Origin of the sequence: Hyphomicrobium sp. CS1BSMeth3 (assembly GCF_900117415.1) — a bacterium.
GTDB lineage: Bacteria > Pseudomonadota > Alphaproteobacteria > Rhizobiales > Hyphomicrobiaceae.
Genome location: NZ_FPEI01000004.1, coordinates 273,601 through 290,016, shown reverse-complemented (window position 1 = coordinate 290,016; position 16,416 = coordinate 273,601). Strand labels below are relative to the sequence as shown.

At 66.1% G+C, this 16,416-nt stretch carries 17 protein-coding genes and 1 tRNA gene; 7 read left to right on the top strand and 11 right to left on the bottom strand.

Going from position 1 to position 16,416, the window contains the following annotated elements:
* Positions 1 to 12 precede the first annotated feature (12 nt).
* The gene (locus CS1BSM3_RS05620; RefSeq protein WP_072386042.1) at positions 13 to 528 is read right to left on the bottom strand and encodes a YeeE/YedE thiosulfate transporter family protein; all 516 of its coding nucleotides are present in this window, start codon (positions 526 to 528) and stop codon (positions 13 to 15) included.
* 140 nt (positions 529 to 668) lie between these two features.
* On the opposite strand from CS1BSM3_RS05620, the gene CS1BSM3_RS05615 reads away from it, so the two are divergent.
* Positions 669 to 1,367, top strand: coding sequence for a haloacid dehalogenase type II (locus CS1BSM3_RS05615; protein WP_072386041.1), 699 nt, complete (start codon positions 669 to 671; stop codon positions 1,365 to 1,367).
* Between the two features lie 293 nt (positions 1,368 to 1,660).
* Here CS1BSM3_RS05615 and CS1BSM3_RS05610 read toward each other — a convergent pair whose 3' ends face one another.
* From CS1BSM3_RS05610 to miaB, 7 genes are all read right to left on the bottom strand, one after another.
* Positions 1,661 to 2,920: a CCA tRNA nucleotidyltransferase gene (locus CS1BSM3_RS05610; protein ID WP_083528321.1), complete on the bottom strand. Its 1,260-nt coding sequence runs from the start codon at positions 2,918 to 2,920 to the stop codon at positions 1,661 to 1,663.
* 14 nt (positions 2,921 to 2,934) lie between these two features.
* Positions 2,935 to 3,201 carry a DUF6111 family protein gene (locus CS1BSM3_RS05605; RefSeq protein WP_072386040.1) on the bottom strand — a complete coding sequence of 89 codons (267 nt, stop codon included), beginning with the start codon at positions 3,199 to 3,201 and terminating at the stop codon, positions 2,935 to 2,937.
* The gene (locus CS1BSM3_RS05600) at positions 3,198 to 3,875 is read right to left on the bottom strand and encodes a CoA pyrophosphatase (protein ID WP_072386039.1); all 678 of its coding nucleotides are present in this window, start codon (positions 3,873 to 3,875) and stop codon (positions 3,198 to 3,200) included. The genes CS1BSM3_RS05605 and CS1BSM3_RS05600 overlap by 4 nt, the downstream gene beginning before the upstream one ends.
* A 106-nt stretch (positions 3,876 to 3,981) precedes the next feature.
* On the bottom strand, positions 3,982 to 5,010 hold the full coding sequence (locus CS1BSM3_RS05595; RefSeq protein ID WP_072386038.1) for a hemolysin family protein: 1,029 nt from the start codon (positions 5,008 to 5,010) through the stop codon (positions 3,982 to 3,984).
* 88 nt (positions 5,011 to 5,098) lie between these two features.
* On the bottom strand, positions 5,099 to 5,590 hold the full coding sequence (ybeY, locus tag CS1BSM3_RS05590) for an rRNA maturation RNase YbeY (protein WP_244540429.1): 492 nt from the start codon (positions 5,588 to 5,590) through the stop codon (positions 5,099 to 5,101).
* Between the two features lie 94 nt (positions 5,591 to 5,684).
* Entirely contained in the window at positions 5,685 to 6,671 is a 987-nt protein-coding gene (locus CS1BSM3_RS05585; RefSeq protein ID WP_244540464.1) for a PhoH family protein, read from the bottom strand.
* A gap of 182 nt (positions 6,672 to 6,853) precedes the next feature.
* Positions 6,854 to 8,209 carry a tRNA (N6-isopentenyl adenosine(37)-C2)-methylthiotransferase MiaB gene (miaB, locus tag CS1BSM3_RS05580; protein ID WP_072386036.1) on the bottom strand — a complete coding sequence of 452 codons (1,356 nt, stop codon included), beginning with the start codon at positions 8,207 to 8,209 and terminating at the stop codon, positions 6,854 to 6,856.
* Between the two features lie 391 nt (positions 8,210 to 8,600).
* On the opposite strand from miaB, the gene CS1BSM3_RS05575 reads away from it, so the two are divergent.
* Together CS1BSM3_RS05575 and CS1BSM3_RS05570 are read left to right on the top strand one after the other, a co-directional pair.
* The gene (locus tag CS1BSM3_RS05575; RefSeq protein WP_083528314.1) at positions 8,601 to 9,221 is read left to right on the top strand and encodes a thiamine phosphate synthase; all 621 of its coding nucleotides are present in this window, start codon (positions 8,601 to 8,603) and stop codon (positions 9,219 to 9,221) included.
* Entirely contained in the window at positions 9,218 to 10,354 is a 1,137-nt protein-coding gene (locus CS1BSM3_RS05570) for a tetratricopeptide repeat protein (RefSeq protein ID WP_072386035.1), read from the top strand. Before CS1BSM3_RS05575 ends, CS1BSM3_RS05570 begins: the two co-directional genes overlap by 4 nt.
* Positions 10,355 to 10,430: 76 nt before the next feature.
* Here the strand turns inward: CS1BSM3_RS05570 and rpmB are convergent, their stop codons facing one another.
* Complete coding sequence (gene rpmB / locus CS1BSM3_RS05565) at positions 10,431 to 10,724, bottom strand: 50S ribosomal protein L28 (protein WP_072386034.1); 294 nt, start codon at positions 10,722 to 10,724, stop codon at positions 10,431 to 10,433.
* A gap of 265 nt (positions 10,725 to 10,989) precedes the next feature.
* On the opposite strand from rpmB, the gene CS1BSM3_RS05560 reads away from it, so the two are divergent.
* The 3 genes from CS1BSM3_RS05560 (at position 10,990) to CS1BSM3_RS05550 (ending at position 12,439) form a co-directional block, all read left to right on the top strand.
* Positions 10,990 to 11,066: transfer RNA gene (locus CS1BSM3_RS05560), tRNA-Pro, on the top strand.
* A 186-nt stretch (positions 11,067 to 11,252) separates the two neighbouring features.
* Positions 11,253 to 11,495 (top strand): DUF6719 family protein, encoded by a 243-nt coding sequence (locus CS1BSM3_RS05555; protein WP_072386033.1) that lies wholly within the window; start codon positions 11,253 to 11,255, stop codon positions 11,493 to 11,495.
* Positions 11,496 to 11,698: 203 nt separating this feature from the next.
* Positions 11,699 to 12,439: an MBL fold metallo-hydrolase gene (locus CS1BSM3_RS05550; protein ID WP_072386032.1), complete on the top strand. Its 741-nt coding sequence runs from the start codon at positions 11,699 to 11,701 to the stop codon at positions 12,437 to 12,439.
* Positions 12,440 to 12,525: 86 nt separating this feature from the next.
* On the opposite strand, the gene CS1BSM3_RS05545 is transcribed toward CS1BSM3_RS05550, so the two are convergent.
* The gene (locus CS1BSM3_RS05545; protein WP_072386031.1) at positions 12,526 to 13,872 is read right to left on the bottom strand and encodes an esterase-like activity of phytase family protein; all 1,347 of its coding nucleotides are present in this window, start codon (positions 13,870 to 13,872) and stop codon (positions 12,526 to 12,528) included.
* Positions 13,873 to 14,153: 281 nt separating this feature from the next.
* On the opposite strand from CS1BSM3_RS05545, the gene CS1BSM3_RS05540 reads away from it, so the two are divergent.
* Positions 14,154 to 15,650, top strand: coding sequence for a GGDEF domain-containing protein (locus CS1BSM3_RS05540; RefSeq protein ID WP_072386030.1), 1,497 nt, complete (start codon positions 14,154 to 14,156; stop codon positions 15,648 to 15,650).
* On the opposite strand, the gene CS1BSM3_RS05535 is transcribed toward CS1BSM3_RS05540, so the two are convergent.
* The gene (locus CS1BSM3_RS05535; RefSeq protein WP_072386700.1) at positions 15,623 to 16,363 is read right to left on the bottom strand and encodes a sulfite exporter TauE/SafE family protein; all 741 of its coding nucleotides are present in this window, start codon (positions 16,361 to 16,363) and stop codon (positions 15,623 to 15,625) included. The two genes, CS1BSM3_RS05540 and CS1BSM3_RS05535, sit on opposite strands and share 28 nt — an antisense overlap.
* Positions 16,364 to 16,416: the final 53 nt, after the last annotated feature.

The following is a 16,416-nucleotide window of genomic DNA, read 5'->3' as shown; positions in this document are numbered from 1 at the left end:
CGTCGAATGAGATCAGGCGCGCTTCATGAGCATGGCAGTGAGGATGCCGCCGGCGAACATGGCGGCAACCGCGAGCGTCGAGCCGACCGAAAGCTGGGCCATGCCGGAAATGCCGTGGCCGCTCGTGCAGCCGCCGGCAATGCGGGCGCCGAACAGCATGATGAAGCCTGCAGCGAAGGCGATCGGTGCGCGCGCGCCGAGCGAGCGGACGCCCATGGCGCGTTCCCAGACGGGCGAGATCGTCTGCCGGCGAGCACCCGACAGGCGCATGGAGATGAAGGCGCCGATCGCGATGCCGACGACGACGGCGACCTGCCACCAGTTCTTGGCGCCGTACATGTGGCTCGCGAAGTACTTCATGGTCGCGATGCCCGGATCGAAGAAGGCGGCGATATGGGCGGCGACGGTGACGAACGAGGACGAGGCGCCGAGCGCCGTGTTCATGAGCAGGAAGGTCGGGATCTGCAGAAGCCCGATCGCGATGCCCGCCAGATAGGGCGGCCACGCTTTTCGATGCATGAGGCACATGCCTAGCTCTCCTTGAGAGGGATGCGGATGGCCTCTTATATTCCAATATTCGAATGTAATAATTTGATCTGGGTCAAGCAGAGCGGGAGAGTGCTTTCGGGGCGCCGCGAGGCACGGCGCCGAGCCGGCAGGAGCGAAGCATGGACGGCATCAAGGCACTGACGTTCGACACGGGCGGCACGATCCTCGACTGGCACGGCGGGATCTCGCGCAAGCTCGCAGAGGTCGCGGGGCGGAGGGGTTTGAAGGCCGACTGGGCGGCTGCGACGAACGAGTACCGGCGCCGTTCGCTTGGCGCGATCGTCAATCAGCTCGGGCCGCGCTTCAATTTCGACGACGTGCATCGCGACCAGCTCGATCGCGTGGTGGCGGACTTCGGCCTGGGCGCGCTGACGAAAGAGGATCGCGACGAGATCTGGCGGGCGTGGTTCGCGCTCGATGCCTGGCCGGACTTCGTGCCGGGGCTCGATCGGCTGCGCGTGAAATATCCGTGCGTGTCATTCACGCTGCTGACGCCACGGCTCGTGATCGACGTCTCGCGGCGCAATGGCATCACGTGGGACTGCATCATCAGTTGCGAGATGCTGGGCGTCTACAAGGTGCGGCCCGAGGCCTATCAGGGAACGGCGAAGCTGCTGCAGTTGAAGCCGGCCGAGATCCTGATGGTCGCGTGCCACAACTTCGATCTCGATGCGGCGCGCAAGGAAGGCTTCAAGACGTGCTTCGTGAAGCGGCCGCTGGAATGGGGGCCGGCGGGGCCGCCCGATCCGACGCCGAACCCGGCGTGCGATCTCGTCGTCGACGGCTTCGAGGAGCTGGCCGCGCGCATGAGCTGCTGAGACAAAAAGAAAAGCCCCGGCGTGGCAAGCCGGGGCTCTAATCTCGCTGGCGCTCAGGGGGAGAGGGGGAATTGCCGAACGAGATATTCAGTAATCCTCTTGTACGGTTATCCACGACCTTCGTCCATTAACAGACTAAGGCGAGATTGAGTTATCCACAGTTTGCAGACTTAGCCGGTCAGGAAGAGGTTGCGCCGATACGCTGCTCCGTATAGGCGCGTGGCGTCTGTTCAGGCCGAATCTTCTTTGCAGTTCATAAGCTTCCGCAATGCATGACTTTTGCTCCGGCGCGCTCAATGCGACTCGCGCGCTCGCGATGCGAGACGGGCTTTGAGCGCCGCGGCGTCGGCGGCGAAGTCGCCGGCAATCCACTCAGCTTCGATCTCGGCGAGGAGCGCGCCGATGCGTGGGCCTGGTGCCAGCCCGAGGGCGAGCACGTCGCGGCCGGCGAGTGGGAACTTCGGGATTTCCCAGGTTTCGGCGAGCGCGCCGAGTGTGTCCCAAGCGGCGATTTCATCGGGCGTTTCGGCACTTGCGGCGCCGACGATGGCCATGCGGCGCCAGCGCTCCGGCCCGACGGCATAGAGCGCGCGGCGGCGGCCGGCAGCGTCGAGATCGATGTGCGCCATGAGACGCGGGTCGATCACCAGGAGGTCGCGGGCCTCCTCGCGTGAAAGGCGGAGGCGCTGGGCGAGATGATCGCGGTCCTCCTCGACGGCAACGGCGAGCACGGAGAGGCGCAGGAGCGGATCGGGCACGCGTCGGTGATCGGCATCGAGCGCGACGAGCCGCGCCAGGAGGCCGATGCGGGGCGCGCGGCCGAGGATCTCGACGATGAAACCGTACGCGGCCATGACGGCGATCGCGCGCGCGGCGCCGGGCGCTTCGAGTAGCTTCAGGAGCTCGGCGCGTACACGCTCGGCGGAGAGCTTGGCGAGCAGATGGCGCTCGGCGGCGCAGGCGGCGAGGCCTTCCGCGTCGATGGCCTCGGCGCTGTAGCGTGCGTGAAAGCGGAAGAAGCGCAGGATGCGCAGCGCGTCCTCGCGAATGCGCTCGCGGGCATCGCCGATGAAACGGACGCGCCGCGCAGCAAGGTCGGCAAGGCCACCGAGCGGATCGCTGATCGTGCCATTGGCATCGCAGTAGAGGGCGTTGATCGTGAAGTCGCGGCGGCGCGCGTCCGCAGCCCAGTCGGCCGTGAAGGCAACACGCGCGTGGCGGCCGAACGTCTCGACGTCCTCGCGCAAAGTCGTGACCTCGAAAGGCACGTGATGGGCGACGACGGTGACCGTGCCGTGGCTCACGCCCGTCGGGATCGCATCGAGCCCGGCCGCGCGCGCGGCCGCCATGGTTTCGTCGGGCGTGGCCGTGGTCGCGATATCGATGTCCGTTACGGGCTCGCCGAGAAGCGCATTGCGCACGGTGCCCCCGACGATGCGCGCCTCGTGGCCGGCGGCTGCGAGCGCGGAGAGAACCGCGCGCGTTTCCGGCCGCTCGAGCCAGGGTGCGCCCGCGAGTGAGGTCGGGATCGTGGCGGGGACTGCAGGGGGCATGTCACCTGACCAGCTTATTTCAATTCACCAGGCTCGATCTTGCCGCCCGTGCCGAGGTGCGGCGGGACATAGACTTGCCCCGGCTTGCCGCCCGACGTCGTGCCAAACGCGACGAGCACGAGAAAAACGAGCCCTGTGCCGGCGAGCATGAGCCAGAAGAACGGCGCGTCGTCCAGGACGCCGGCCTTCTCGTGCTGTTTGCGCGTCAGCAGCACATAGATGACGTAGATTGCCGTCGGCAGAAGAAATAGGACGATGTTCTCGACGACGACGCGGATCATCCCCCGTAGAGCCTTTCGTGAAGGTTCTTGAGCATGCCCGCCGTCGCCCCCCAGATGTAATGATCGCCGAAGGGCATGGCGTAGTAGTGACGCTCGCGGCCGCGCCAGGGGCGCGAATGATGCTTGTGATTGGCCGGATCCATGAGGAAGGCGAGCGGCACCTCGAAGGTGCTCGCCACCTCGCCGGGATCGAGCGCGAGGACGAAATCAGGCTTCACGAGCGCGACGACCGGCGTCACGAGAAAGCCGGTGCCGGTGCGGTAGCCATCGAGAAAGCCGAGTGGCTCGACGAGCGTGCGCGAGAGGCCGATCTCTTCCTCGGCTTCACGCAGCGCCGTGTGGACGGCGTCGATGTCCGAAGCCTCGACCTTGCCGCCCGGAAAGGCAACCTGGCCGGCATGAGTCGAAAGATGCGCGGTGCGCTCGGTCAGCAGGACGGTCAGCTCGGGGCGCGCGATGACGGGCACGAGCACGGCGGCCGGCCGCGGCGGCGCCATGACCTCGAAATCGGCGAGCATCTCGGGATTGAGATCCCAGTCGCTGCGCGACCATGCGCGGCCCGTGCGCGGATCGAACACGCTCTCGCTCGGGCTGTGAAACAGCCGCGAGGTGGCCCGTACGCGGAACTCGGGCTCCGTGTAGATGGTCGGCGGCACCGGGTGAATGATGGTCATGGCACACGAGATATGGCCCCACTCGCGTGCGTTGGCAATCGCGTGTTTCGCGTGTGCGTTCGGGCGGCCTCACGGCCCGATGGGGCTACGAGGCCGCGTTGCCTGCTCAGCCTGTGGCGGGTGGCGTCTGGGTGCTGGTGTCGTCGCTCGGGCCGGGGCGGAGGATGCGGACTTTCTTCACGCGCCGCGGGTCGGCGTCGATGACCTCGAACTCGATGCCGCTCTCATGGCGCACGATCTCGCCGAGCGCCGGCACGCGGCCAACCAGCGTGAAGACGAGGCCGCCGAGCGTATCGATATCCTCTTCCTCGCCATTCTTGAGGAGCTTCACGCCGAGGTGGGCTTCGAGCTCCTCGATGGGCGTGCGCGCCTGGGCAATGAGGCCCTGCTTGGGGTCCTCGACGATGTTCGCGGCCTCGGCGACGTCGTGCTCGTCCTCGATCTCGCCGACGACCTGCTCGATGAGGTCCTCGATGGTGACGAGGCCGTCGGTGCCGCCGTACTCGTCGACGACGAGGGCCATGTGGACATGCGTCGCCTGCATGCGCACGAGCAGGTTCACGGCCGGCATGGAGGGCGGCACATAGAGCACGCGGCGGCGAAGCTGGGCGGAGGCGATCGTCACCGAAAGATCGACCTTGGCAAGATCGATCGGCGGCAGGGCAGCGTCCGTTGCATCTTCGGCGGGCGGCGTCGTCGGCCGCGGCGCGGGCAGACCGCCGCGCGTGAGGTAGGCCATCAGATCCTTGATGTGGATGACGCCGCGCGGATCATCGAGCGTCTCGTGAAAGAGCGGAATGCGCGAGACGCCGGAGGTGTCGAAAAGATGCAGCAGCTCGGCCAGCGTCGCGCTCTCGTCGATCGCGGTGATGTCCGCGCGCGGCACCATGACGTCCTCGACCTTGGCGGTGCCGAACTCGAGGAGGCGCAGGAGCATCTCCCGCTCGGCTGCCGAGAAGCCTGTGCCGGTCTGATCCTCCGCACGCAATGTCTCGTCGAGCGTATCGCGCAGCGTCGGCTGCGTGCCGAGGCCGAGACGGTTGCGCAGCGCGGAAAGCCAGCCTTCGGCATTCCTCGTAGTCTCGGCACCATTAGTGCCTTCAGGGCGGGGACCGGTATCGTCAGCGAGTGTCATGGTTCAAGAGTTGTCATGGTTCAAGAGTCTGGGGCTCATAAAGTCGTAGATGTGAACGCAATGGGTTTGGGTCGGGGCCGCTTGCGCGTCATGGGCGTGCCTCCGCATAAGGGTCTGGAATGCCGAGACGCGCGAGGAGCGCGGTCTCGAGGGCCTCCATGTGCTCGGCTTCGGTATCGGTCTCGTGGTCGTAGCCCATGAGATGCAGGACGCCGTGGACGAGCAGGTGCTGGAAGTGGTGTGCAGGCGGGATGCCTGCGGCCTTGGCTTCGTCGATGAGTGTTTCGAGCGCGAGCACGACATCGCCGAGCTCGCGCGCATCCTCGGCGGTCATGCCGGGCGGGAGCTCCGGCGCCGGAAAAGAAAGGACGTTCGTCGGGGCGTCCTTGCCACGGTAGGCGGCGTTCAATTGGCGCACGGCGGCATTGCTGCTCAGCGCGACGGCCGCCGAGGCCGGCAGGCCGTCGGCAAGCTCGGGGGCTTCGGCCAGCACACGGCCGACAGCCAAAATCAAGTCGTCGACGGGCCCGAAGGTATCCCAATCGCCGTCGTCGTCCACACGTTCGAGTACGAGTCGCAATCGCGACGGAGGCTCCTCGTCACAAGATCGGTCTTCGCCACTGGCGGCATCGCCGCCGGGAACTGCGGGTTGATCCAAAACCGTATTCATTGTCCTATTCCGTGCGGGCCTGACCCCGCGCGAGAGTCGAGGCGACGCCGGAGCCGAGCCCCGACATCGTCGGCGCGCCGTCGTAGGCCGCGACAATGCGCGCGACGAGCTCGCTACGCACGACATCGGCGGCGGTGAAGTGCGTCACCTCGATGCCTTCGACGCCCTCGAGGAGGCTCACGGCCTCGTCGAGACCCGATTTCTGCCCAGGAGGCAGGTCGATCTGGGTGGGATCGCCGGTCACAACCATGCGCGATCCCTCGCCGTGGCGGGTCAGGAACATCTTCATTTGCATGCTCGTGGTGTTCTGCGCCTCGTCGAGGATGACGAACGAGTGCGCGAGCGTGCGGCCTCGCATGAATGCGAGGGGCGCAATCTCGATGATCCCGGATTCGAGATCCCGCTCGACCTTTTCGGGCGGCAGAACGTCATAGAGCGCATCATAGAGGGGGCGGAGGTAGGGGTCCACCTTCTCCCGCATGTCGCCCGGCAGGAAGCCGAGTCGCTCGCCGGCCTCGACGGCCGGGCGCGAGAGCACGATCCGCTCGACGAGGCCGCGCTCCAGGTACGAGGCGGCCTGCGCGACCGCGAGGTAGGTCTTGCCGGTGCCGGCAGGGCCGACGCCGAACACAAGATCGTGGCGGTCGAGGGCGCGGATATAGTCGCTCTGGGTCGGCGTGCGGGCCGTAACTATACGGCGGCGCGTGCGAATCTGGGCCGTACCGTCATTGCGCGGGGCGCCCGAGCGGGCATGGCGGATGAGGCCGTCGATGTCGCCGGCTGAGACGCTCTCGCCCTTGCGCACGCGATCATAAATGGCGTTCAGAACCTCGCGGCCGATCTCGCAGGCCGGTTGCGGTCCTGTCAGCGTGACGACGTTGCCATGGGCATGGGCTTCGATGCCAAGTCTGCTCTCGATGAGGGCGAGGTGGGAATCATACTCGCCGAGCAGATGGGCCAGCAGCCGGTTGTCGTCGAAAGGCACGACGATGCGGTGCTTGGCCCGGGTTCCCTCACGATGAGCCTCTCTCGCGCTCTCCGGGGACCTCTCGGGTTTGGACGGCCGTGCGGCCGCCGACCCGCGCGCAGTTGTCAAATGTGGCTCTCCTGGCCTGTTGACGGTCGACTTAGCGCCGATGCAACCCGATCGGCGCCTGAGTCCCTAGCAGCATATCACGCCGCCCTGATCACACCAGAAAGACTATTGGGACCCGCCTTTGCGATTTCAACCGGAATGATGCGCCCCATGAGGCCGGGTGCCGCATCGGCGTGCACGGACTGCAGATAGGGCGAGCGGCCGATGAGCTGGCCTTCGCGGCGGCCCTGGCGCTCGAACAGGACGGGCAGGACGCGGCCGACGCACCCGGCATTGAACGAGGATTGCTGCTCCTCGAGCAGGGCCTGGAGGCGGGCGAGGCGCGCGATCTTCACCGGCTCGGGCACCTGGCGCTCCATGGTGGCGGCGGGTGTGCCCGGGCGAGGGCTGTACTTGAAGGAATAGGCCTGGGCGAAGCGCACCTTGCGTACGATGTCGAGCGTCGCCTCGAACTCCTCGTCCGTCTCGCCGGGAAAGCCGACGATGATGTCCGTCGAGAGGGCGATGTCGGCGCGGGCGGCGCGGATGCGGGCGACAATGTCGAGGTATTCCGCGCCGGTATGCTTGCGGTTCATGGCCGCGAGCACGCGGTCCGCGCCGGCCTGGAAGGGCAGGTGCAGGTAGGGCATGAGCGTCGCAAGATCGCGGTGAGCGGCGATGAGGTCCTCGCTCATATCGCGCGGATGGCTCGTCGTGTAGCGCAGGCGCTCGAGGCCCTCGATCGCGGCCAGATGGCGCAGCAGGTCGGCGAGAGACGCCGTCCCACCCTTGCTGTTCTCGCCGTGATAAGCATTGACGTTCTGCCCGAGCAGCGTGATCTCGCGCACGCCGGCAGCAACGAGGCGGCGCGCTTCCTCTTCGATGGCCGCGACGCTGCGCGAATACTCCGCGCCGCGCGTGTAGGGGACGACACAGAACGTGCAGAATTTGTCGCAGCCTTCCTGAACCGTGAGGAAGGCACTCGCGGTGTGTGTCCGCGCTGGTGCGGGGGCGCGGGCGGGGAGGTGGCGGAACTTGTCGTCCTCGGGAAACTCGGTCTCGACGACGGGGCGCGCGGTCGTGCGGTTGCGGGCGATCAGCGTGTTGAGCTGGTGATAGCTCTGGGGCCCGACGACGAGGTCGACGACGGGGGCGCGGCGGACGATCTCGTCGCCCTCGGCCTGGGCGACGCAGCCGGCGACGGCGATGACCGTCTCCTGGTCGGCGCGGGCGCGCTCCTCCTTGATCGAGCGCAGGCGGCCGAGCTCGGAATAAACCTTCTCCGCAGCTTTTTCCCGAATATGGCAGGTATTGAGGATGATGAGGTCGGCGTTGTCGGGGGCGTCGGTCGGCGCGTAGCCGCCGCCGGCCAGCGCCTCGGCCATGCGCTCGCTGTCATAGACGTTCATCTGACAGCCGTAGGTCTTGATGAAAACCTTCTTCGTCGGCGCCATGTCTCAACTTACTCCGCACCCTAACTAGTGCCCCGCTTCCGAAGTTCGCCCACCTTGATGCTGACGTCGCGAGCGAACTTCGGAAGCAAAAGGGGCACTAGAATCATAACCTTGTTAGTGTGATTCAGATCGGGAAATTCGCTCGGTACCGTGCCGCCTGGTATGGCGAATTTCTCGATCATCACACTAGCGCCGCCGGGCCTGCAAACTTCCTGCCACGGCGGACGGCCGCCCTTTATGGCAATGTCTGCCGCTTGCTGCAATGCACCAATCGGTTAAAGAGTTGCAATATGGAGCCACAGTCGCCTGACGTGGGAAGCTCGCCGCCGGGGCCGGATTTCCGCCCCATTCAATCATGATACGCTGCCGGTAAACGCGAAAAGGGGGCCTCGTGGCAGACTGCAAGATCATGGCCGTGATCGAGACGGGTGCCGGCGCGCCCGCGCGGCTCGCCGCGGCGCTTGCCGCGGGCGCCATTACCTCGGTCGTGATCACCGTTCCCGAAGGCACGCCTGCCGCGGACGTGCAGGCGCTCATCGGCGCTGCTCAGGCGGCCGGTGCCGCAGCCCTCGTGCGCGATGATGCGCGCCTGGCGCGGACCCTCAAGGCCGATGGCGTCCATTTGTCGGCCGGCAACGGCAAGGCCTATGGCGAGGCACGGGAGATCATCGGCAGCCGCGGCATTGTCGGCGTCGATGCGGGGCGCTCGCGCCATGAGGCGATGGTGGCCGGCGAGGCCGGCGCCGAGTACGTCGCCTTCGGCATTCCCGATCACGTCGACGACCGCGAGAAGGCGCATCGGCGCCGCTGCGAGCTCATTGCCTGGTGGTCGGAGATCTTCGAGATTCCCGTGGTCGCATTCGATGTCACGGCGCCCGAGGAAGCCGGCCAGTTGGCTGCGGCCGGCGCGGACTTCATTGCATTGACACTGCCGTCGCGCGAGCCGCCGGCTGTCTCCGGCGAGCTTCTGCGGGCGGTGAGCGCTGCCATTGCTGCAGAGGCGGTCGCATGAAAGTGAGCCTGCCGTACATCCTTGGTGCCGCACTCTGTGCTGGGGCCGTCGCGCCCGTCGCGGTGAATGCGCAGACGAGTAGCTGGAGCCATACGGTCACGCCCGAGCCCATCCAGAAGCGCACACCCAAGGCCAAAAGCGCGCCGCCGACGGCCACCGCACCGCGCGCGGCGCCAGCTCAGACCGGCGCCGGCAAGGGACCGGCGCGATCCGTGAAGACGACGGCAGCGCCGGGGCCTTCGACCAAATTGAAGCCCATGGGGCAGGCCGCGAGCGAGCCGAGCAAGCCCGATAACGATCCGGCCTATACGGCTTTCGAGCTCGGCAAGTACCTGACGGCACTCAAGCTCGCCGAGGAAGCTGCCGCCAAGGGCGAGCCGCAGGCGCATACGCTCATCGGGCGCATTTATGCCGAGGGGCTCGGCGCGCCGCAGAATATGGTCACGGCGGGCCAGTGGTACGCCAAGGCCGCGGAGCTCGGCGATGTCGAGGGCGCGCTCGCCGTCGGCACCATGCTCGTGCAGGGGAATGGCGTCGCCAAGGACGTGCCGCTCGGCGCGAAGTATCTCGAGATGGCGGCGCGCAAAGGCAATCCGCTCGCGACCTACAACCTTGCGCTGCTCTTCCTGTCCGGCGAGGGCAAGCCCGAGAATCCGATCCGCGCCTTCCAGCTTATGGAATACTCGGCCGAGCAGGGCCTACCCGCTGCGCAGTACGACCTCGGAACGCTCTATGCGACCGGTACCGGCACGTCGGCCAATGTCTTCGAGGCCGCCCGCTGGATCGGACGCGCCGCGTTGGCCGGCCACGCGGATGCCGAGGTCGAATACGGCATCCTGCTCTTCAAGGGGCATGGCCTGACGCCCGACGAGGTCCGCGGGGCGTATTATTTCAAGACGGCCGCCGAGAAGGGCAATCCGGTCGCGCAGAACCGCTATGCGCGCTGCCTTGCGCACGGAGCCGGCGTCGAGATGAACGTCGTCGAAGCCGTGAAATGGCACCTCATTGCCAAGGAGGGCGGCATCGAGGATCCGAGCCTCGACGAGATCGCGAAGAAGCTCTCGCGCGCCGACCGCCAGAAAGCTGAGCAGGCAGCGGCTGCGTGGCGTGATCAGGCCGCGCTGGTGAATTAGGCAGCAGCGACGGCGCAGAAAACACGAACGGCGGCCTTGCGGGCCGCCGTGTCCGTTTCCGGCATGTGCGCTCGGATCAGGCCGCCGTCTCGGCAGTGGCCTTCTCGATCTCGCGCTTCAGCTTGCGGCAGCGGTCGGAAAGCTCGTCCGCCTTGGCCTTGATGAGGTAGGCGTCGAGGCCGCCGCGGTGCTCGATCGACTTCAGCGCGTGGGCGCTGACGCGGATGCGGACCTTGCGCTTGAGCGTATCGCTCATGAGCGTCACGTCGCACAGGTTCGGCCGGAAGACGCGGCGCGTCTTGTTCTCGGCGTGGCTCCGCAGGTTCCCGGACATGGGCAGCTTGCCGGTCAGCTCACAGCGCCTCGTCATAACGTGCTCCTTGGCCCCTCTGGGCCGTTCTGGGCCGCGGCCGGGCGCCAGCTTGTGCCGGCAGCCGCAATCGGGCCTCTCGAATGAAAGAAGGCTCCGCACTGGGGCGCCCGGGGCGCACTGGCGGAGCGTGTGGCGGCTTCTATAGGCGCGGGGTTGACATTACGTCAAGCCGAAAGGCATAACGCAGCCCACGCGTGGTGGCCCCGGAAGGCTTGGGGCCGCCTCGTTTCCCGAGCCCGCCGCGTGCGGGCTGAATATTTGGCGGAGCGTAGCGCAGCCTGGTAGCGCACTTGCTTCGGGAGCAAGGGGTCGGGAGTTCGAATCTCCCCGCTCCGACCAACAAGATCAATTTCCTTACCGGATCGCCGTAACCGGGGGTGCCCCAGAAAAGGCCCCGGAAGCGCAGTCTTGGTACTCCGTCAGGGTCGCGGGGGCGCTATTTCGGCAGCTTGCGAATTGGATGGCCTCGGGCGACACGTCCCGATATTCTTGCTCGGCGTTCAGTGGCTGCCGGGATCTCGCACCATGCGAAGAATTGTCATCACGGTTCTCTCCGGAATGGCTTTGGCCGGCCTCGGCACTTGGGCCTCTGCTGCGACACTGAAACAGGAGCCCGCCATGGGGGCTCTCAAAGAAGGCCAGCGCGTGCTCGTCGATGACGGCACTTGTCCAAAGGGCCAGATCAAGGAAGTCGTCGGCGGCAATCACACCTCAGTGGGCGGGAGCAAGAAAATGCTCCGCCAGCGGCGCTGCATTCCCCGCAAGTAGCCACGGGATCTTTAATGGTGGGCCCGGCACGGGGCCTGGCGCTGGGAATGTCCGAGCGTCAGGGCACGCTCATCGTACTTGCCCGCCTTCGGCCAGGCGCAGTGGATGCCCCGCATCGAGGACTGGCATCTGGACGTGCGCGCGGCGACGTGGCCCTATCCCAACCCAATGAATCGGAGCCGCCCTTAGGGAGAGTGAGACCAGTGAAAGCTACAGTGACGTTCGTCGGCTCGGGCGATGCCTTCGGCTCCGGCGGGCGCTTCCAGACCTGCATCCTCGTCGACATCCCGGGCCTGCGCTTTGCCATCGACTTCGGGGCTTCGAGCCTCATTGCGCTCAACAAGCTCGGCATTGCACACACGAGCATCGACCTCGTCCTGCTGACGCACATTCATGCGGACCACAGTGGCGGCATTCCGCAACTGCTCGCGGATTCCATGCTCGGCGCGCGGCGCGAGAAGCCGCTGACGATTGCGGGACCGCGCGATGTCGAGGCGCGGCTCGCTCAGATGCGTGATGCGCTGATGCCCGGCATGCACGTGATGAAGCCGAAGTTCCCGCTCACCTACATCGAGATGGAAACGCATCGGACCCATCAGGTGTGCGGGCTCTCGGTGACGCCCTATCCCGCCGATCATACGCGGGAGACCAACCCGACCGGCCTGCGCGTCGACTGCGGCGGCAAGATCATCTCGTACACGGGCGATGGCGACTGGACGGAGGACACGCCGAAGCTCGCGGACGGCGCCGACCTCATGATCTGCGAGTGCTATTACTACGAGAAACCTATCCGCTTTCACCTGAACTATCCGACGATCCGCGAGCGCCGGCACGAGCTCAAAGCGAAGCGCATTGTGCTAACGCACCTCGGGCCGGAGATGCTCGCGAACCGCCATCGCGTGCCGGAGGAATGTGCCGACGACGGCCTGGTGATCGAGATCTGAGTCCGCTGCAGTTGTGAAGCACAATAAAAAGGGCGGCCGCTCATGCGAGCGACCGCCCCTTGTCGTCACCTTAGAAATCGGACGCCTTACTTCGCCTTGAGCAAGCTCTCGACCTCGAGCAGAACGAACTCGTTGTCGTCGACCTTGTTCGGCTCGCGGCTCGTGGAGAACGGCAGGTTGTTGTCGTTGCCGACGATGATGTGGCGCGCGTCCACGACATCGACGTTCTCGATCGTGAAGAACGGGAAGGTGAGCACGCCGTTGTTCAGCGGCTTGCGCGCCTTCTTGTCCGGGTCCTGGATCTTCATGAGATCGATGTAGCCGACCTTGCGCACGGCGGCGCCGGCGTTCGCATCGGTCATCTCGATCTTCACGATGCGCTTGAACTTGGCGATGTCATCGAAGCAGTCGGTAGCCTTCTTGCCTTCGGGGCAGGCCTTGTCGGCGGTGCCTTCCTTGTCGTCGCGCTCGATGACCAGCGCCGTCGTCGCGTCGATCATGTTGAAATCGCCGATCGCCGACGCGCCGGGCTCGAGCAGGTACTTCCAGTGGCGGCCCGTCCACTTCTCGTCGGTGACGGAGAACTCGATGATGCGCAGCACGGTCTTGCCGTCCACGCTCTCCCAATCCTTCTTCTCGGTGTCCCACAGCGGGCCTTCGAGCATGCCATAGATGAACTTGCCGTCCTTGGAAGCGGCAAAGCCCTCATAGCCCTTCGAACGGCGGAGATTGACGCTCGCGTTCGAAGCCCCAGGATTGGCTGCAGTGACGGTGTAGTGATCCGGCGAGCGGACGGGCTTGCCGTCGGAGAGCGTCTCGAAGAGCGCCTCGACTTTGCCGTTCATGTCGGTGCGAATGATGTAGGGACCGAACTCCTCGCCGATCCAGATCTTGTCGCCGATGATCTGGAAGCCTTCGAGGTCGAGATCGGCGCCGGTGAGGTAGCGCTTCTCGGTGCCCTCGTGGACGATGCGGAAGGGGATCTTCTTGTCGGGGTCATGCAGGAAGATGGTCTTCAGGCGCTCGACCGTGCCCTTGTCCCACTCCATGCGATACTGATTGAGGAACAGCGCGGCGTCGGGCGAGTTGGCCTTGGAGCCAAAGCCGTTGTCGATGATGACCCAGAAGGTGCCGTCAGCCATCCGCTTGATGCCCGAGTGGCCCTGCACGGGCTGGCCCTTGAAGGGCACCTTGAGGCCGGTCGGACGGCCCCGCGACTTACCTTCGACCGAGCCTAGAGCTTCGACGCGGGTCGGGCCCGTCGAGAACTTGCCGGAGGTCTTGAGATCGGCCGGCGCGTCAGCCGGGGCATCGATGAACGTGGCGGCCGGCAGCACGACATGGCCGGCGAGCTTGGCCGGGTGCTCCTCGGCAATGGCCGTCGAAAGGGCGAGGACGGAAACGGTCGAAGCGAGCAGAAGTCGACGTAGCATTGCGGTCTCCTATTGAGGACGCACCCGAATAGGATTGGCCGATGTCGCGCGTTCTTCAGTTTTGCAACTATGATGTGACTGCGAGGCTTATGCTCGTGTCAGCCCCTTCTGCCGCGGTTTTCGCTGTCCGTGACCGCACTGCCGCAGGGGGCGCGCGTTCTTGGCGGCCGTTAATCGTTTTCGCTGATTGGCCTACTGTTCTATGCCACGAATAACTCTATTGTTCGCAACATCTTCCGTCCCGGCGGGCTTCCTTCCGCCGTGCGTCGAGGCGTATCGCAATGGCTCTCGGAATGGCACGTGGCTTTCTGGACAAGGTCCGTCTGGACGGGACACCGCGCCAGCATCTCGAGATTGCGGCGATCGTCGGCGGCATTGTTGTCGTGGCGGCGCTGGTCGGCATCGGGCTCAGGTCGGCCGGGCTTCTCGCCGCCGTCTCGCCGGCCAATGCGATCCTGCTCGGTCTCATGGTGCGCTATCCGCATCTGGCGACGCCGGCCGGCTGGGCGGCGGGCGTCGCGGCCTACTTCATCGCCGACCTTCTGACCGGGAATAGTCTCCTCAACACGCTGTTGCTGACGGTTGCGAGCCTGGCCGGCGTGGTTGCGGGCTATGTCCTCCTGCAGCGCGAGAGCAGTGCGACGCGCCAGCTCGTCGGGCCGATGGCCGTGGTGCGCGTCGCCATCATCCTCGTTGCGGCATCGGCAGTGGCAGCGCTCTTCGGGACGATCGGCAACTTGCTCGTCCCGGGCTCGGCGAGCTTCACGGGCTTCGTCTATTGGCTGGTCGGCGAGTTCGTGAACTATCTCGCCATCCTGCCGGTGATGCTGACCCTCCCCGAAGGGCTGATCCGGCAATACGACCTGAAGAGCCGTCCCGACCTCCGCCAGATCGATTTCCTGGCTCTCGCGCCCGCGGGCGCACTCATCATTGCGTGCGCGGCAGGGCTCTTTGTCGGCGGACCCGCGGCGCTGATGTTCCCGCTCGTGGCGCTGCTTTGGTGTGCGCTCAGCTACAGCGTCTTTGCGACGGCCGTGCTGACGCTGCTCGTCGGGATCTGGACGCTCGGCGGTCTCGCGCTCGACGTCATCTCGGGTTGGCCGGATCTCGACGAGGGATACGCGCTCGTCTCCGTGCGCCTTGCCGTGACGCTCATGGGTCTCGCGCCGCTGACGGTCGCGAGCACGATGGCCGCGCACGAAGGGCTGCGCGAACGCTACGAGCTGCTGGCCGCGCACGATGTGCTGAGCGGGCTCTTCACGCGGCACGCCTTCGCCGAGCGATCCAATCAGGTCCTCGCGCAAGCGGCCCAGGCGAACATGCCCGTTGCGGTGCTCATGCTCGACATCGATCACTTCAAGAAGATCAACGAGACCTACGGGCATTGGGCCGGCGATCGCGCCATCCAGACATTCGCCGCGGTCCTCAAGAACACGCTCAGCGATGGTGTGCTGATCGGCCGCCTCGGTGGCGAGGAGTTCGCCGCGCTGCTGGCTGGCGCGTCGCCGTCAGATGGTGCCGCGGCGGCCGAGCACATCCGCCAGGTCTTTGCGGCAACGCCGATCGATCTCGGAGATGGCCGCCAGGTCGAAGCGACATTGAGCATCGGGCTCGGTTGCGCGACCCAGGCACCGACCTCGATCGAGCCTCTGCTGCAGGTGGCGGACGAGGCGCTCTCGCTCGCCAAGGGCGGCGGACGCAACCGGACGGTTCGGCGTGATCTCGCCCTGGCCCAGATGCAGCCGCTTGCTCAGGCGAACGCGCGCAGCGCGAGGTAGATGCCGAGCAGCAGAAGCCCGATGAAGAACCAGCGCCGGAAGGTTGTCGGCGACATGCGCATCCGCAGCACCTGCCCGAGCCACATGCCGATTGCGGCCATGGCGAGCGCGCCGAGCGCCGGTGTGGCGAGACCGAAGTTGAGCGCATTGTCCGCGGCGAGATTGACCGCGAGCGCTGCCGTCGAGACCGTGAACGACAGGCCGAGAGCCTGGATGAGATCCTCCTTCTCGAGGCCGATGGCCTGGAGATAGGGCACGGCCGGAATGACGAACACGCCCGTTGCGGCCGTGATCACGCCCGTCAGCGCGCCGATGAGCGGCCCGGCCCAGACCTCACGCGACGGCGCGATGGAAAAGCGGAAAGCGGCGAGCCCCGTCACCGCATAGAACGCGAGCGCGATGCCGAGCAGCGCCGTGCCGTAGCGCGCACTGGCGCCGGTCATGAGGCCCATGCCGGCCCACGTTCCGAGGCACACGCCTACCATCATCGGCCAGAGACGCCAGACCACCGCCTTGAAGGACGGTCCGGCCGCCATCTGCCAGAAATTCGTGACGAACGAGGGGAGCGCCAGCAGTGCCGCGGCCTGCACGGGCGGCATGACGAGGGCCAGCAGACCCATGGAGATCGTCGGCAGGCCGAGGCCGATCACGCCTTTGGTCAGCCCGGCGAGCACGAAGACGGCAGCAATGAAGAGGGCGGAGGTTTCCATCATGAGCGCCTTGTGCCTCAAGCCCGAGAAACTCGCAATGTGGAGCATAAGGAGTT

Bases quoted from the DNA above. Each gene is read 5' to 3' on its own strand.
- CS1BSM3_RS05535 (WP_072386700.1), bottom strand. From the start codon at position 16,363: ATGATGGAAACCTCCGCCCTCTTCATTGCTGCCGTCTTCGTGCTCGCC.
- CS1BSM3_RS05570 (WP_072386035.1), top strand. From the start codon at position 9,218: ATGAAAGTGAGCCTGCCGTACATCCTTGGTGCCGCACTCTGTGCTGGG.
- CS1BSM3_RS05610 (WP_083528321.1), bottom strand. From the start codon at position 2,920: ATGCCCCCTGCAGTCCCCGCCACGATCCCGACCTCACTCGCGGGCGCA.
- CS1BSM3_RS05615 (WP_072386041.1), top strand. From the start codon at position 669: ATGGACGGCATCAAGGCACTGACGTTCGACACGGGCGGCACGATCCTC.
- CS1BSM3_RS05540 (WP_072386030.1), top strand. From the start codon at position 14,154: ATGGCTCTCGGAATGGCACGTGGCTTTCTGGACAAGGTCCGTCTGGAC.
- CS1BSM3_RS05620 (WP_072386042.1), bottom strand. From the start codon at position 528: ATGTGCCTCATGCATCGAAAAGCGTGGCCGCCCTATCTGGCGGGCATC.
- CS1BSM3_RS05545 (WP_072386031.1), bottom strand. From the start codon at position 13,872: ATGCTACGTCGACTTCTGCTCGCTTCGACCGTTTCCGTCCTCGCCCTT.
- CS1BSM3_RS05605 (WP_072386040.1), bottom strand. From the start codon at position 3,201: ATGATCCGCGTCGTCGTCGAGAACATCGTCCTATTTCTTCTGCCGACG.
- miaB (WP_072386036.1), bottom strand. From the start codon at position 8,209: ATGGCGCCGACGAAGAAGGTTTTCATCAAGACCTACGGCTGTCAGATG.
- CS1BSM3_RS05600 (WP_072386039.1), bottom strand. From the start codon at position 3,875: ATGACCATCATTCACCCGGTGCCGCCGACCATCTACACGGAGCCCGAG.
- rpmB (WP_072386034.1), bottom strand. From the start codon at position 10,724: ATGACGAGGCGCTGTGAGCTGACCGGCAAGCTGCCCATGTCCGGGAAC.
- CS1BSM3_RS05555 (WP_072386033.1), top strand. From the start codon at position 11,253: ATGCGAAGAATTGTCATCACGGTTCTCTCCGGAATGGCTTTGGCCGGC.
- CS1BSM3_RS05595 (WP_072386038.1), bottom strand. From the start codon at position 5,010: ATGACACTCGCTGACGATACCGGTCCCCGCCCTGAAGGCACTAATGGT.